This is a genomic window from Actinopolymorpha pittospori, from assembly GCF_014873875.1.
Classification (GTDB): Bacteria; Actinomycetota; Actinomycetes; order Propionibacteriales; family Actinopolymorphaceae; genus Actinopolymorpha; species Actinopolymorpha pittospori.
The window spans coordinates 1,793,096-1,808,458 of sequence record NZ_JADBEM010000001.1; the positions used below are offsets into that span (position 1 = coordinate 1,793,096).

At 70.1% G+C, this 15,363-nt stretch carries 12 protein-coding genes; 7 read left to right on the plus strand and 5 right to left on the minus strand.

Annotation, left to right across the window (positions count from 1 at the left end; genetic code table 11):
• Positions 1–100 precede the first annotated feature (100 nt).
• A complete protein-coding gene (locus HEB94_RS08520) occupies positions 101–1,138 on the minus strand; it encodes a serine hydrolase domain-containing protein (RefSeq protein ID WP_192749393.1) in 1,038 nt (345 codons plus the stop codon).
• A gap of 91 nt (positions 1,139–1,229) precedes the next feature.
• On the opposite strand from HEB94_RS08520, the gene HEB94_RS08525 reads away from it, so the two are divergent.
• The 4 genes from HEB94_RS08525 (at position 1,230) to tyrS (ending at position 5,715) form a co-directional block, all read left to right on the plus strand.
• Positions 1,230–2,030, plus strand: coding sequence for a deoxyribonuclease IV (locus tag HEB94_RS08525; protein WP_192749394.1), 801 nt, complete (start codon positions 1,230–1,232; stop codon positions 2,028–2,030).
• Positions 2,031–2,135: 105 nt separating this feature from the next.
• Positions 2,136–3,266 carry a peptidoglycan bridge formation glycyltransferase FemA/FemB family protein gene (locus tag HEB94_RS08530; RefSeq protein ID WP_192749395.1) on the plus strand — a complete coding sequence of 377 codons (1,131 nt, stop codon included), beginning with the start codon at positions 2,136–2,138 and terminating at the stop codon, positions 3,264–3,266.
• Between the two features lie 9 nt (positions 3,267–3,275).
• On the plus strand, positions 3,276–4,310 hold the full coding sequence (locus HEB94_RS08535) for an alanine racemase (protein ID WP_192749396.1): 1,035 nt from the start codon (positions 3,276–3,278) through the stop codon (positions 4,308–4,310).
• Between the two features lie 148 nt (positions 4,311–4,458).
• Entirely contained in the window at positions 4,459–5,715 is a 1,257-nt protein-coding gene (gene tyrS / locus HEB94_RS08540) for a tyrosine--tRNA ligase (RefSeq protein ID WP_192749397.1), read from the plus strand.
• An 85-nt stretch (positions 5,716–5,800) separates the two neighbouring features.
• Here tyrS and HEB94_RS53410 read toward each other — a convergent pair whose 3' ends face one another.
• The gene (locus tag HEB94_RS53410) at positions 5,801–7,570 is read right to left on the minus strand and encodes a mannosyltransferase family protein (protein ID WP_337917523.1); all 1,770 of its coding nucleotides are present in this window, start codon (positions 7,568–7,570) and stop codon (positions 5,801–5,803) included.
• 109 nt (positions 7,571–7,679) lie between these two features.
• Here HEB94_RS53410 and HEB94_RS08550 point away from each other — a divergent pair, with 109 nt between their 5' ends.
• On the plus strand, positions 7,680–7,973 hold the full coding sequence (locus HEB94_RS08550; protein WP_192749398.1) for a hypothetical protein: 294 nt from the start codon (positions 7,680–7,682) through the stop codon (positions 7,971–7,973).
• Between the two features lie 355 nt (positions 7,974–8,328).
• On the opposite strand, the gene HEB94_RS08555 is transcribed toward HEB94_RS08550, so the two are convergent.
• The 3 genes from HEB94_RS08555 to HEB94_RS08565 all read right to left on the minus strand — a co-directional run bounded on the left by HEB94_RS08555 (position 8,329) and on the right by HEB94_RS08565 (position 13,153).
• Positions 8,329–9,741 (minus strand): glycosyltransferase family 87 protein, encoded by a 1,413-nt coding sequence (locus tag HEB94_RS08555; RefSeq protein ID WP_337917524.1) that lies wholly within the window; start codon positions 9,739–9,741, stop codon positions 8,329–8,331.
• A 163-nt stretch (positions 9,742–9,904) separates the two neighbouring features.
• The gene (locus HEB94_RS08560) at positions 9,905–12,667 is read right to left on the minus strand and encodes a transglycosylase domain-containing protein (protein WP_192749399.1); all 2,763 of its coding nucleotides are present in this window, start codon (positions 12,665–12,667) and stop codon (positions 9,905–9,907) included.
• Between the two features lie 69 nt (positions 12,668–12,736).
• Complete coding sequence (locus tag HEB94_RS08565; RefSeq protein ID WP_192749400.1) at positions 12,737–13,153, minus strand: DUF5318 family protein; 417 nt, start codon at positions 13,151–13,153, stop codon at positions 12,737–12,739.
• A gap of 241 nt (positions 13,154–13,394) precedes the next feature.
• On the opposite strand from HEB94_RS08565, the gene HEB94_RS08570 reads away from it, so the two are divergent.
• Entirely contained in the window at positions 13,395–14,003 is a 609-nt protein-coding gene (locus HEB94_RS08570) for a helix-turn-helix transcriptional regulator (RefSeq protein WP_192749401.1), read from the plus strand.
• Between the two features lie 130 nt (positions 14,004–14,133).
• Positions 14,134–15,219, plus strand: coding sequence for an inositol-3-phosphate synthase (locus tag HEB94_RS08575; RefSeq protein ID WP_192749402.1), 1,086 nt, complete (start codon positions 14,134–14,136; stop codon positions 15,217–15,219).
• Positions 15,220–15,363: the final 144 nt, after the last annotated feature.

The window sequence follows — 15,363 nt, forward strand, 5'->3', positions numbered from 1 at the left end:
GCCACGGTCTTTCCGTGACAGGAGGGCTTGCGTCAGGTCCGGGCGATTCGTGCCATGGGGCGCGTTCTTCCAACGAACCAGCGGCTAAGGGTAGCAGGACTCAGGCGAGTCCCAGGTCTTCGTACAACGCCGCGAGCGTCGCGGGCTGGCGGACCGCCTGGGTGCCGGGATCGACCTGGCCGTTCCAGTAGACCGCGGCGGCCAAGCCCACCTTCGGGTCGGCGAACGCCACGCACCAGTTTCGCCCGCCGTGTCCGAAACTGTGACCTGACGCATGCGGACCGTAGGAATGCCCGGCGTAGGACGATCCGAGCAGGAAGCCCAGACCGCGGTCCACGGTCGCGTCGACGTACTCGTCGTACACCCCGGCCAGCTCGCGCCGGGTCATCGCGGCGACGAGCGCAGGAGGGCACAGCCGACCGGCGAGGAAGGCGGCGTAGAAGAGGCCGAGATCGCGGATCGGGCCATGACCGCCTCCCGTCGGACGCTCCCAGGTCACCCAGTCCCGCGTGCCCGAGGTCGGCGATCCCGGAATCACCGCGAGGTCGTCCCGGCGGGCGGCGTACTCCGTCGCGGGCATCCCGATCCACGACTCGCGGATGCCCGCCGGAGCGAAGACCTCGGACCGGACGAAATCCACGAAACGGCGTCCCGAGAGCCGGGCGACCAGCGCCGCGACGATCCACATCGCGACCGAGTTGTACGCGCAGCGCCGGCCAGGCTCCCATCCCTCGCGCAGGGGCGCGGCGCAGATGTCGGCGATCACCTGCTCGGGCGGGGCCACGCCGGTGATCGTGCTGGTGAGGCCCGCGGTGTGGGTGAGCAGGTGGCGGACCGTCACCGCCTCCTTGCCGGCCGTCCCGAACTCCGGCAGATGGAAGCACACGGGGTCGTCCAACCCGAGCGATCCGCGGTCGACCAGGAGCATGAGGGCCGTGCACGTGACCGGCTTGGTGGCCGAGGCCCACTCGACGATCGTCGCGGGGCTCATGGGACGGCCCGGACGGGCCTGGCCGGTCGCGAGGCCGACCACCTCCTCACCGTCCACCCAGGCGTGGACCTGGGCGCCGGTGTGCCAGCCCAGTCGCTGGCCGCGCCGCAGTTCGGCGAGTGTCCGCTCCGCGTCGATCATGCGCATCCCCTCCACTCTCCGGGTGGCCGCAGCCTCCACGCGCCGTACCCGCGGGTCCCGACCGAAGGTGTCGGTGTGTCCTCATAAGGTGCGGTGCATGACCAGCTTGCCGCTCGGAGCCCACGTCGACCAGGAAGATCCGATCGCCGAGGCGCGTGCGCGCTCCGCCGACCTCGCACAGTTCTTCCTCGGCGACCCGCAGGGATGGAAGGGCCCGGTCGTCGCCTACGAAGGTGGCGGCGCCGCCCTGACCGCCGCGGCGAGCGAGGCGGGGATCGGCCTGTACGTCCACGCCCCCTACGTCATCAACGTCGCGACCACCAACAACCGCATCCGCATACCGTCCCGCAAGCTGCTGCAGCAGACGGTCACCGCGGCCGCCGAGATCGGCGCGCTCGGGGTGATCGTGCACGGCGGTCACGTGCTCAAGGACGCCGACCTAGACACGGGGTTCGACAACTGGCGCAAGGCCATCGACCAGCTCGACATGGCCTGCCCCGTCCTGATCGAGAACACCGCCGGCGGCGACAACGCGATGGCCCGCCACCTCGACCGGATCGAGCGGCTGTGGGCGGCCATCGGCGACGCCGAGGGCGGCGACACGGTCGGGTTCTGCCTCGACACCTGCCACTTCCACGCCGGCGGTGAGGAGCTGTCCAGCGTGGTCGACCGGGTGAAGGCGATCACCGGCCGGATCGACCTGGTGCACGCCAACGACTCCCAGGACGGGTTCGACTCCGGCCGCGACCGGCACGCCAACCTCGGCCAGGGCCAGATCAGCGGAGACGACCTGGCCGCGGTGGTCCGGTCGGCGGGCGCACCGGCGATCGTGGAGACGCCGGGAGGCTCCGACGGCCAGGGTGCCGACGTCGCCTGGCTGCGTCAGCGACTCGCCTAGGCCGCCCCTGAGGCCGGGCCGGGGCACCCCGGGGCGGAATCCGTCCTCGCGGGAAGCGCGCCGGGCCGCCCGCGCCCGGGGGCGGAGAACGGTAGCCTCGCCTGCGTGGTTCTCCGCGTTCGTACCCTCACCCCCGAGGAACACCTGGCCTTCCTCGACTCCCGGGAGTCCGCCAGCTTCCTCCAGACCCCCGCGTGGGGCGAGGTCAAGCGCGAGTGGCGGGCGGAGTCGGTGGGCTGGGTCGACGACTCTGACAGCGGCGAGAAGATCATCGGCGCCGGCCTGGTGCTCTACCGCCGGCTCCCCAAGATGCGCCGATCCCTCGCGTATCTGCCCGAAGGTCCGTTGATCGACTGGACCGACCCCGACCTGCGCCGCTGGCTCGCGCCGCTCACCGAGCACGTCTCGGCCCAGGGCGCCTTCGGGATCCGGATGGGCCCGCCGGTGGTCACCCGCCGCTGGTCCGGGGCCACGGTCAAGGCCGCGCTCTCCGAGGGCGGCGCGCGCACCCTCGGCGCGATCCCCGCCGACCAGACCGACCACGCCGCGATCGGCGTCACCGAACAGCTCAAGGCCATGGGCTGGCGACCGCCGGCCGACGGCGACGGCGGGTTCGCGGCCGGACAGCCGCGCTACGTCTTCCAGCTACCTCTGGAGGACCGCGACGAGCAGGCCGTGCTCGCCGGAATGAACCAGCTGTGGCGGCGCAACATCAAGAAGGCCGCGAAGGCCGGGGTCGTGGTCAGCCACGGATCGGCCGACGACCTGCCGGCGTTCCACGAGCTGTACCTCGAGACCGCGCGGCGGGACCACTTCACCCCCCGGTCGTTGTCCTACTTCTCCACGATGTTCCGTGCGCTGAACTCCGAGAACCCCGACCGGGTGCGCCTCTACCTCGCCCACCACGAGGGTGAGTTGGCCGCGGCGACCATCGGCGTCCGGGTGGGTACGCACGCGTGGTACTCCTACGGCGCGTCCTCCACCGCGAAGCGGGACGTCCGCCCCTCCAACGCACTCCAGTGGGAGATGATCCGGGACGCCCTCGCCGCGGGCGCCCGCCTCTACGACCTGCGCGGCATCACCGACACCCTCGACGAGTCCGACTCACACTTCGGCCTGCTGCAGTTCAAGCTCGGCACCGGCGGCGAGGCGGCGGAGTACGTCGGGGAGTGGGACCTGCCGATCTCGCGGCTGCTGTACTCCGCGTTCGACCTCTACATGCGACGGAGAGGGTAGAACCGACCCATGTCCCTCACGCTGCACATCGACGCCGCGCGTTGGCGGGGGCACCTCGACTCCGTGGTCACGGGGTTCCCCGGACTCGTCCCGGTGGTCAAGGGCACCGGCTACGGGTTCGGTCACGCGCTGCTCGCCACCGAGGCCGTACGGCTCGGTGCCGACATCCTCGCGGTCGGCACTTATGAGGAGCTCGCGACCGTCCGTGGCGTGTTCCCCGGGGACCTGCTCGTCCTCACCCCGCTACGGCCGTTCGACCAGGCCGTCGAGGACCCGCAGGTCATCCACACGGTGAGTCGGGTGGTCGACCTGCAGACCCTCGCCGACGGTCCTGGCCGGCCGCGCGTGGTGGTCGAACTCCTCACCTCGATGCGGCGCCACGGCGTGACCACCGAGGACCTCCCGATCGTCGCCAAGCTGCTCGAGGGAGTCACCTGCGAGGGGTTCGCCCTGCACCTGCCACTGTCGTCGGCCGGCGCGCACGGGCCGGAGGTGGCGTCCTGGATCAGGACGCTGCAGGACGCCGAGCTGCCGTTGCGGCGGCTGTTCGTGTCCCACCTCACGGCGGAGGAGTTGTCGGCGCTGCGCTCGACACACGCCGACCTGGAGATCCGGTCCCGGATCGGCACCAAGCTGTGGCTGTCCGACCGGTCCGCCTACGACGCCCGCGCCCATGTCCTCGACGTGCATCCCGTCCGCCGCGGCGACCGGTTCGGCTACCGGCAGCGCCGGGTTCCCGGTGAGGGTCACCTCGTCGTGGCCAGCGGCGGCACCGCCCACGGTGTCGCGCTGGAGGCGCCGAGCCACGTCGCCGACCTGCGCACCCGGGCCAAGGTCCTCGCCGCCAGCGGGCTCGAAGCGGCCGGGCGGGCGCTGTCGCCGTTCACCGTGGCCGGTCAGCGGCGCTGGTTCGCCGAACCTCCGCACATGCAGGTGAGCGTGCTCTTCCTGCCCGCCTCCGTCGCTCCGCCAGAGGTCGGGACCGAGCTCGCGGTCAACGTCGGCATGGCGATGACGACGTTCGACCGGGTCGTCTTCGACTGATCCGGACTTCGTCGTCTGCGCACCTGAGGGACTTCGAGGCGGTAGCCTGGACGGCGTGATCGGGTCCCAGCAGCGATATCGGCGCTGACGCGCCGTCCTGGCCGCCTCGCTGAGGCGGCTTCCGCTGCTTCCGAAGGAAACCCGAGCCATGTCGACCGTTCAGGGCTCTGATCGCCCTACCCGTCTGCTCGCCGACCTCGCCCGCACCACCGACGAGGTCGTCTCCACTCCCGAGCTCACCGACCTCCTCGCGAGCGGCCGCCCGCTCCGCGTCAAGTACGGCGTCGACTGCACGGCGCCCTTCCTCCACCTCGGCCACGCCGTCAACCTGTGGATGATGCGACGCCTGCAGGAGGAGGGCCACAAGGTCGTCTTCCTCCTCGGTGACGTCACCACCCAGGTCGGCGATCCGACCGGCCGGACGGAGAGCAGGCCCGTCCTCACCCCCGAGGAGATCGACGCCAACGCCGCCGCGTTCCTCGAGCAGGTCTCCCTCGTCCTGGCGACCGACCCCGAGGTCTTCGAGGTGCGCCGCAACTCCGAGTGGTTCGAGACGCTCACGACACGCGACTGGCTGACCCTGCTCTCCCACGTCACCCACGGCCAGCTTCTGGCGCGGGACATGTTCCGCCGCCGGATCGCCGCCGGACGGGAGATCGCGATGCACGAGCTGTGCTACCCCGTGCTCCAGGGCTACGACTCGTTCGCGATGAACTCCGACCTCACCATCGTCGGCAGCGACCAACTCTTCAACGAGATGCTCGGACGACACTTCCAGCAGCGGCTGGGCGCCAGGCCGCAGGTGGTCATCACCACCCGGATCACCCCCGGCATCGACGGGAGGGCCAAGCAGTCCAAGAGCCTCGGCAACTACGTCGCGCTGGCCGACTCTCCGCGGGAGAAGTTCGGGAAGTTGATGAGCATCCCCGACTCCCTCGTCGCCGGCTACCTCGAGGTCTACACGACCCTGCCCATGCGGGTGGTCGAGGACGCCCAGGCGGCGGTCGAACGCGGAGGTCCCGCGGTGCGGGACGCCAAGCTCGGTCTGGCGCACGCGGTCGTCGCCCGCTACCACGGTGAGGAGCGGGCGGAGTCCGAGCGGGAGTGGTTCCTGTCGGCCTTCTCCGACCGCCGCGAGCCCACCGACGTCCCGACGGTGAGCGTCGACACGGACTCGCTGCGCGTCCTGGACCTGGTGTGCCTGGCCCAGCCCGAGCTGAGCAGAAGCGCGGCCCGCCGACTGGTCGAGCAGAGCGCCGTCCGGATCGGGGATCGCACGCACAGCGATCCGGACGCGGTGGTGGACGCCGGCGTCGGCGACCTGCTCCGGGTCGGCCGCCGGCGGTGGTTCCGGGTCGAGTGGGCAGCCAGCCAAGGACCGGGCACCGACTCACGGTCCGGGTGAGACGGACGGATCCGCCTGACCAGGAGCGGTCAGTCCGCGCACCTGGTCAGGCTGGGATGTGCCCGTCAGTCAGCCCGACGCCCGGTCAGCCCGACCACTTGCCGGTGAGATAGGCGACCGCCCAGATCCCGAACAGCGGGACGGCGATCAGCACGTACGCTCGCCACACCCATGGTCGTCGGGCGGCAATCGCGCCGAGACCGATCCACAACGGGAACCAGAGCAAGACCGCGCGAGGCACCGAGAAGAACCAGTACGACGTCGCGAACGCTGCCACCTGCACACCGACCCAGGTGGCCTCTCCCCACCTGCGCAGCACCAGCAGGACGACCGTGATGACCACGCCGACCAGCATCGCCACCATCTCGGCCCGGAACATCCACTCGAAGTTGGCCGTCAGTGCGTCGCCCACGTCGCCGAACGTCGTGCGCCCGGTCGCGGCGTCCCAGGTGTGGAAGAACGACTGCCACGGCATGGTGAAGCCGCGGTACCACTCCTCCGACTGAGCGTGGTACCAGCGCAGCCAGTCACCGGTGTTGACCTTGAGGTAGGCCATGTAGCCGCCGAGCGGGACCAGCGGCAGGAGCAGCCAGAGACCGTCGAGCCACTGCTTGCGTTTGCTGGAGGTGAGGAACTCGACCGCCAGGGCGACGACCAGGAAGATCCCCGAGACCCGCACGGTGGAGGCACCGGCGGCGAGAACGGCCGCGAGCCACCAGTGGCCTCGTCGGGCGGCCAGCCAGGCCGGGATCGCGAGGCCGAGGAACAGCGCCTCGGTGTAGGGGGCGGCGAGGAAGATGGCCGGTGGGGCCAGCATCCACATCGCCGCGGCGTACCGACCGGCTCCCGGGCCCCACTCGGACTCGGCCAGGCGAGCGAGCGCGACCGCCGCGATGCCGCCGGCCACAAGGGACAACACGAGACCGGCGACCACCGTCGGCAGCCCGATGTAGGTCCCCAGGCGTAGGAGCGCCGGTAATCCCGGGAAGAACGCCTCGATCGGTGTGTCCCAGCCGGGTGCGAAGTAGCCGTGGGTCGCGATCCGGTCGAAGTGCCAGAAGTCCCACTGCTTCCAGCTGTCCAGGAAGCTGGGCACCTTCCCCTGGCCGTGGAACAGCCAGGGACCACTCACCGCGAGCATGAGGATGCCGACGCGGGTCAGCAGCCACCAACCCAGCACCTCCACGTCGGCGGAGGTCGGACGGAGCCGGACCGGGAGCCACTTCAGCCAGGACGGCACCGGCAACCGCGTGGCGGCCGCGGTCGCCGCCGGCTTGGTCGCGGTGGCAGGACTCGCGGAGGCCGTCCTGGTCGTACGGCGAGCCGCGGGTTCCTCGGGCGTGGCCCCGTCCGCGGGCGTCGTGGTGTCGGTCTCGGCGGCGGCCGTCAGGTCGATGGCGGCCGTGGCGTCTGTGGTGTCCGTGGTGTCCGTGGTCCCCGGAGTACCGCCACCCGATCCGGCCGTCGTGGGCGTTCCGGCCTCGGACCGGGTGGGGCGTCCGCCGTCGGCGTCGAGGTCGAGTGACCCCTCACCCCCGGCGCTGGACGGCGACCACAGCTCATCGCCCGGATCGACCGGGGCCGCCGCGGTGCTCGTGCGCTCCTGCCAGTCGGTGTCGCGCCAGGGGGCGTCGTCGCCGGGCCAGTTCGGGTCGTCGAGCGGGGACGAGGTGCCGTTCCAGTTCGCCGCCCACTCCGGGCGCGGTGTCGGGTCGAGGTCAGTCGACCAGCGAGGCGCCGCGTCGCCGGAGGTGGGTTCGTCCGGTGCGCCGTAGTCGTGATGGGGTGGCGGCCAGTCGGAGGAGGGGGATCGGGACTCCACGTCGCTCGCGGTGTACCAGCCGACGTCGGTCACCGGACCGCCACCGGCCGGTTCGGACCCGCGGCTGTGCTCGGAGGAAGCCGACCAGTCAGGTTCGTCGTCCCACCCCGGCAGATCCTCCTGCCGGCGCCTGCGTCCGGGCGTGCTCAGGCCCGAGCCGGTCGACTCCGGTCCCGATGAGGAGGGCGCGGCGTCCCGGCCGGGACGGTTCGAACGCGCCGGCTCCTGGCCGGGGCGCTCCCAGGGCGGCACGTCCCTCGTCGGCACGTCCCTCGTCGGCACGTCCCTCGTCGGCACGTCCCTCGTCGGCACGTCCCTCGTCGGGGGATCCCAGGCGGGTCGCTCCCATGCGGGCGATGCCGGCGCGGGTGACGTCGAGAACGGCGGCGAGGAGGAGGTGCCCCCACCAGCCGGCGGCGGTGCGCCCCACGGGTAGGACGGCTCGTCCGGCGCGGACCCACCACGTTCCCGACCCGGGGTCACACCCGAACCACGCCCACCTGCCCCACCGGGCGGCACCGGCGATCCGCCGGGCGTCCCCGGACCCGGTTGGGAACCGGACTGGCCTGGTTGGCCGGGCTGACCGGGTTGGCTGGGCTGTCCGCCACGCCTGCGGCCCTGCTGCTCGGCCGTCGGCGGTACCAACGGCGGCGGAGTGTCGCCCCAACCGGGGTTGTCTCCCCTCCGCCGCGCACGCTCGCTCGGATGCTGATCCTCCGGCCAGACCGGATCGCCGCTCCCGCGACGGTTCGGGTCCTCCGGCGGATCGTCGCCCCACCTGCGTCGTCTACTCACGGTGCCACACCCTCTCGCAGGGGAACCCGCGCGAACTGTCGGGCGCCGAGCAGTCGGCGCCGCAGGTCCGCGTCACGTGCCCGGTCGAACGGGCCACCGGTCGGGTCGTCGACCAGACCGCCCTCACGTACGACATCACCCGAGGGTTGGAAGATGTCGCGGATCACCATGACGCACAGGTACAGCGTCGCGGCGATCCGGATTCCGACGGCCAGCCAGTAGAGCCGGTCGGCGCCGGAGCCGGCAGGCGCCATGCCGCCGGCAAGATGCAGCCAGATGGCCACCCAGTAGATCAGCTCGCCGGCCTGCCAGATCGCCCAGTCTCGCCAGTTCGGCCGGGCGAGGGCGACCAGGGGCAGCAGCCAGAGCACGTACTGCGGCGAGTAGACCTTGTTCACGAGCAGGAACGCCGCCACCGTCAGGAACGCCAACTGCGCCAGCCGTGGCCGGTGTGGGGCCAGGATCCCGAGCGCGGCCACACCGACACATGCCAGCGCGAACAGCCCGAGGGAGATGGCGTTGACCCCCGGCACCGGGTGCCCGGCCAGCCCGAGGACGTACCAGATCGAGCCGAAGTCGCCGGCGCGTTCGGTGTTGAACGTCCAGAACACCTTCCAGCTGTCCTCGGCGAGGAGCATCAGCGGAAGGTTGACGACCAGCCACGCGGCGAGCGCCGACAGTGCCGTGACCCCCCACAGCCGGAGCTTGCCCGACCGCAGGGCCAGCACCAGCAAGGGCCCGAGCAGCAGGAGCGGATAGAACTTCGCGGCCACGCCGAGTCCGAGCAGGATCCCCGTCGCGAACGGTCTGGACCGTGACCAGGTGAGCAGCGCGCAGGTGGTGAGCGCCACCGCGACGAGGTCCCAGTTGATGGTGCCGGCCAACGCGAGCACGGGCGCCGCGGCGAACAGCATCACGTCGTAGCGGTGCGGGGTGATCCGGCCGAGCGCCCATGCGGTCAGCAGCGCGAACGCGAACAACACGACCACTGTGAGGTCGAAGTAGGTGACGCTCGCACGGACGGCGTCGACACTACCGACGGCCTGGGTCACCCAGGCGGTCACCTGCATCACCGCGCCGGTGAGCACGGGGTACTCGAGCGGCGGGTAGTTGCCGGAGTCGAGGTAGGCGAGGTGGCCCTCGGAGAAGCCGCGCTCGCGGTAGAGGTAGGGCACGTCGGTGTAGCAGAGGTGGCTGAACGCGAAGCCGTTCTCCCGCGGCCAGCCCTCGGCGTGACAGGGCACCTTCTGGAGGACACCCACCACGAAGATCGCCGTGGTCACCATGAACGCCACGGCGAGCGGTGTCCAGCGGGAGACACCGAGCCGAGCGTGCAGGCCGATCGGGCCGCCGAGCCAGGTGGTGGCCAGGCGAGCCAGTGGGTCCTCTCGGGAAGGGCTCCTGCTCACCACGCCTCCGTGCCTCGTGTTCCGCGTCACTTCCCGGCACATCGTGCCTTATCTCGCTGTGGGTGTCGGTACCCTCCCGGGGCACTTCACAACAGATTCGCGCGAACCACGCCGGTCCGGGCCCGGTGGGCCTGTCCGGATCCGGGCCCGGGACCTCCGGCGGTCAGGGACGCGGCCACTTGGTGTTGGTTGGCCCGGGCAGGGGCTTGCGCGGCGTGAACGTCGGTGTCGGGTCCGGCGGCTCCTGGGTGAACGTCGGCGTCGGGTCCGGCGACTTGGGCGGCTTGGGCTGCTTGGGCGGCAAGGTCGGATCGGACCTGTGGGTGAACGTCGGCGTCGGGTTCGGCGACTCCGGCGCCCGAGGCGTCAAGGTCGGATCGGGCACCGCCGTGGTCGGCGTCACCGACGGGACCGGGTTGCGCCGCGTCGCGCTGTTGGTGGGCGTCGGCTTCTTGGACCTGCCGATGTGCGACGGCGGCGGGAACTGCTTCACCGGCTGTCCCGCGAGGGCGTTCTTCATGAACGACGTCCAGATCTGGGCGGGGTAGCCACCACCGAAGAAGGTGTCCATGCCGCCCACGTCGTCCAGCGACTCCTTCACGCCGTCACCGTTCGCGTCCTTGTAGAACGCCACCGACGCCGCCAACTGGGGCGTGTAGCCCACGAACCACGCGGTCTGGTCCTCGTGGGTACCGGTCTTGCCCGCGGCCGGGCGGCCGAGGTCCTTGGCCGCCTCCTCGGCGCTGCCGTGCTCCACGACGTCCTGGAGGGCGTAGTCGACGTCACGGATCACGTCGCCGCGGAACTCCTGCTTCTTGCTCGACTTCGCCTGGTAGGTGATCTCGCCGCTGCTGCTGGTCACCTTGTCGACGACGTGCCACTGCGCGCTCACACCGCCGGTCGCGAACGTCGCGTAGGAGTTGGCCATGTCCGTCGGCGACACCGACGCGAACCCGAGTGAGATCTTCGCGTGTTTGTCCAGGCCGGGCGAGTCCTTCGGGACGCCGGCGCGGACGGCCGCGTCGTAGACGTCGTTGGGGCTGATCGCGTGCTCGGTCATGTCGACGTAGGCGGTGTTGATGGAGTCGCGGGTGGCCTTCAACAGGTCGACGGTGCGCCCGTAGTCGCGGTCGAACTCGTTGGAGACCTCGTCACCGTCGGGCAGTTCGAGCGGTGAGTTGCCCGCGAACCGGCTCTCCAGTGAGACGCCGTGTTCGAGGGCGGCCGCCAGCGCGAACGGCTTGAACGTCGAGCCCGGCTGCAGCTTCGCCTGCGTCGCGTCGTTGAACTGCCGCTTCAGGTAGTCCTTCCCGCCGTACATCGCCACCACGGCGCCGGTGCCGGGCTGGACCGCGGCCGCGCCCGCGTAGACACCGGCGGCGTTCTCGGTCGGGAAGTTCTCCGCGAACGCCTTCTCCATCGCCTTCTGGGCCTTCGCGTCGTACGTCGTGGTCACCTGCAGTCCGCCGGACTCGATCTGCTGTTCGCTGTAGCCCAGCTTGAGGAGTTCCTTGCGGACCTGGACCAGGAGGTAGCCGCCCGGTCCGGCGTAGGTGTCGCTGGTCTTCGCGACGTGGAGCTTGGGCAGCGGCGCGGTGGCGGCCTCGGCGCGCGGGAACTCACCCATCTCGGCCATGCCCTCGAGCACGTAGTGGTAGCGCCCCGCCAGCCGGCTCTCGTTGGAGGGGTCCACCGCCGGGTCGTAGTTGGACGGCGCGCGCAACACGGACGCGAGCACCGCCGCCTCCTGCGGTGTGAGCTGCTGCACGTGCTTGTCGAAGTAGGCGTTCGCGGCCACCTCGATGCCCCAGGCACCCCGGCCGTAGTAGCTCGTGTTCAGGTAGTTCTGCAGGACCTCCTGCTTGGACACCTGGCCCTGGAGCTTCAGGGTAATGAACAGCTCCTTCACCTTGCGGGTCAGGGTCTGGTCCTGGGTGAGGTAGTAGTTCTTGACGTACTGCTGGGTGATCGTCGACCCGCCCTGGGTCGACCCGCCGCGGAACTGGTTCCATGCCGCCCGCGCGATACCCGACGGCGAGATACCGGTGTCGGTCCAGAACGACCGGTTCTCCGCCGCGACCACCGCGTCCTGGACGCGCTTGGGCACCTGGTCGAGCGGCACCGAGATGCGGTTCTGGGAGTGGAAGGTGCCGAGGACGCTCTTGCCGTCGCCGTAGTACAGCGTCGTCGTGTTGGCGTTGAGCAGGGTGTTCGGGTCGGGGATGGGCGTGCGGATGTAGCCGATGACGAACGCGACCACGCCCGCGACACCGAGCCCGAGGATGGTCAGGAGCACGACGAGCAGGACTCGGCGCAGCCGTCGCCGCCCGCCCTTGCGACCGCGAGGACCCTCCGGTGGTTGGCCGTCGCCGTCGAGGAGGTCGTTCTGGGTGTCGTCGCCGCCACCGCCGGTGGCGCGCTGACCCGCGTCGTCGCGCTCGTCGGCGAACAGCGGACGCCGCACGGTGGACGTGGCGCCCGGGTCGGCGTAGCCGTCCTGCTCGTCGGCGAACAACGGACGCCGGGTCGTGGAGGTTTCGCGCGGGTCGCCGTAACCGGTGCTCTGGTCGCCGTAACCATTGCGGTGGTCGCCGCGATAGGTAGAGCGGTAGTCGCCGCCGGGAGCGTCCTGGTCGTCGGTGTGACCCTGCCGTCGGCTGGGGTAGTCCTCGTACTCCTCGGCATACAGCGGGCGCCGGGTGGTGGGCCGGCGCCGTCGGTCGCCGTAGTCACCCCCACGGTCGTACAGCTCGGCCTGGTCGGCGGGGCGGTCGTACCGGTCCGCCGAACCGTCACGGTAGTCGTCGCGGCGCGGTGCGTAGTCACCATAATGGTTGACGTCGCGCTCCGTCGACTCTTCGACCGGTCGCCGCCGTTGTGAGGCGCGGCGGGCATACCCGTCATCGTCGCTGTACGTCCGTGTCACAGTGTCGTCCCAGGGGGGGTCGGCCGGGCAGCTACTGGAGCTGTCGCAGGGTACGGCAAAGTGTCCGGTCTAGTTGTATTCGTCCTCAACCGTCCGCTGTCGACGCGGGGGTCGTCTCGGTACGCCGTCGCCGAGGACGTAGGACGTGGTCAGGTGGTTCCACGCGCAGCCCTGGCACACCTCGATGACGTAGACCCGAAACTCACCGTGCTCGCGCGCCATCGCCTCCAGCTCAGGTGTCTGTCGAATGCGACCGGAGTACTGTCCGAGCTCGTCACCGAAGACATAGGTGACGTGTGTCAGCTTCTCCTTCCGGCAGATCGGACAGGTCCGATCTGTCGGCTCCCCGTGGAACTTCGCCGCCCGGAGGAGATACGGGTCGGCGTCGCAGACGTCCTCCATCACGGTCGCGTTGCCACCAAAGACGGCCTGCAGAGTCGCTTTGCGCTGCAGGCTGTAATCGACGACGGACCGCTGGGACCACATGGCATCGAGAGTACGGCCTCTTGCTGAACCGATGAAGGTCACTCCCGCAACCTGCCGATCACCGTCCGTTTCTGTCCGGAACACTTGCGCATCCTCGCGTGCCCGATCTATCGTCCTTGCATCTCAGAATGATGTATCGAAGTGATACATCGGGTCGACGTATCATGTGACCCCATCGGCGCGAGCGCGCCAGCGGCTGGGTCGACCCGCAGCCAGCTACAGAGAAGGTCGGTGAGATCTGGTGGCACGTCGCAGCGGTGTCCTCGAGCTCGCGGTACTCGGGCTCCTGCACGAGGCTCCGATGCACGGCTACGAGCTCCGCAAGCGACTCAACGCGCGGTTCGGATGGGGGCGGGCGCTCTCCTACGGCTCGCTCTACCCCTGCCTGAAGGCCATGCTCGCCCGGGGCTGGGTCGGCGAGGACGCCGTACCCGAGACCGGCGCGCCCGCGGTCCGGCGCGCGAAGATCGTCTACCGCCTGACCGCCGCCGGTGAGGAACGCTTCACCGAACTCCTCGCCGAAGGTGGCCCCTCCGCGTGGGAGGACGACAACTTCGGCGTGCACTTCGCCTTCTTCGCCCGCACCGACGCGGCCGTACGCCTGCGCATCCTCGAAGGGCGCCGGCGGCGGTTGGAGGAGCGGCTGGACCGCACGCGAGCGCAACTGCACCGCACGCAGGAACGCCTTGACACCTACTCCCTCGAACTCCAGCGCCACGGAGTCGAGTCGGTCGAGCGGGAGGTGCACTGGCTCAGTGACCTCATCGCCTCCGAACGCGTCGCCGGTGCACGACCCGGCCGGGAACGCCCGCCGGAGCCCGAACCCACCAGGGACACCGAACGACCGTGACCGGGTGCGGACGGAGCACCCGGGCAAACACGCCGAACCCACCGCGGCCGACGGCCGGCGGACCGGAGCCACGCCACCTTCGCGGACTCCCGTGGACGGCCAACTCTCATCCAACAGAGGAGAAGATCTCATGAACGCGCAGTCGATCCGGGTTGCCATCGTCGGCGTGGGAAACTGCGCGACGTCACTCATCCAGGGCGTCCACTACTACCGCGACGCGGACCCGAGCCAGCAGGTGCCGGGCCTCATGCACGTACGCTTCGGGCCTTACCACGTTCGCGACGTGGAGTTCGTGGCGGCGTTCGACGTCGATGTCAAGAAGGTCGGACTCGACCTCGCCGACGCCATCGGTGCGAGTGAGAACAACACGATCAAGATCTGCGACGTTCCGCACACCGGTGTGACCGTGCAGCGCGGCCACACCTTCGACGGGCTCGGGAAGTACTACCGGGAGACCATCACCGAGTCCGACGCCAACCCCGTCGACGTCGTTCAGACGTTGAAGGACGCCAAGGTCGACGTCCTCGTGTCGTACCTGCCGGTGGGTTCGGAGACGGCTGACCGTTTCTACGCGCAATGCGCCATTGACGCCGGTGCGGCCTTCGTCAACGCGCTGCCGGTGTTCATCGCCACCGATCCCGTGTGGGCAAAGAAGTTCGAGGACGCCGGACTCCCCATCGTGGGCGACGACATCAAGAGCCAGGTGGGCGCGACGATCACCCACCGGGTGCTGTCCAAGCTGTTCGAGGACCGCGGTGTCCTGGTGGAGCGGACCTACCAGCTCAACTTCGGCGGCAACATGGACTTCAAGAACATGCTCGAGCGGGATCGCCTGGAGTCCAAGAAGATCTCGAAGACGCAGTCGGTGACGTCCCAGATCCCGCACGACCTGGAGAAGCGCAACGTCCACGTCGGCCCCAGCGACCACGTGCCGTGGCTCGACGACCGCAAGTGGGCCTACGTCCGGCTGGAGGGTCGCGCGTTCGGCGACGTGCCGCTGAACCTCGAGTACAAGCTGGAAGTGTGGGACTCGCCCAACTCCGCCGGAATCATCATCGACGCGATCCGGGCCGCGAAGATCGCGAAGGACCGCGGCATCGGCGGCCCCATCCTGTCCGCCTCGTCGTACTTCATGAAGAGCCCGCCGGAGCAGTACTCCGACGACGTGGCTCGCGAGCAGGTGGAGAAGTTCATCCGCGGCGAGGTCGATCGCTGAGCCGAGGCCTCGGCCTCGCCTGACCGGGCGCGGGTGGACGGACGATCCGTCCCCCTCCCGGACCGCTCCCTCCCCGGACCGCTCCCGTGGCCATGACGTGATCATGAAGGTTTCAAGGCCCATACGCCCGACAACCTTCATGAT

Bases quoted from the DNA above. Each gene is read 5' to 3' on its own strand.
- HEB94_RS08520 (WP_192749393.1), bottom strand. From the start codon at position 1,138: ATGCGCATGATCGACGCGGAGCGGACACTCGCCGAACTGCGGCGCGGC.
- HEB94_RS08525 (WP_192749394.1), top strand. From the start codon at position 1,230: ATGACCAGCTTGCCGCTCGGAGCCCACGTCGACCAGGAAGATCCGATC.
- HEB94_RS08535 (WP_192749396.1), top strand. From the start codon at position 3,276: ATGTCCCTCACGCTGCACATCGACGCCGCGCGTTGGCGGGGGCACCTC.
- tyrS (WP_192749397.1), top strand. From the start codon at position 4,459: ATGTCGACCGTTCAGGGCTCTGATCGCCCTACCCGTCTGCTCGCCGAC.
- HEB94_RS08565 (WP_192749400.1), bottom strand. From the start codon at position 13,153: ATGTGGTCCCAGCGGTCCGTCGTCGATTACAGCCTGCAGCGCAAAGCG.
- HEB94_RS08575 (WP_192749402.1), top strand. From the start codon at position 14,134: ATGAACGCGCAGTCGATCCGGGTTGCCATCGTCGGCGTGGGAAACTGC.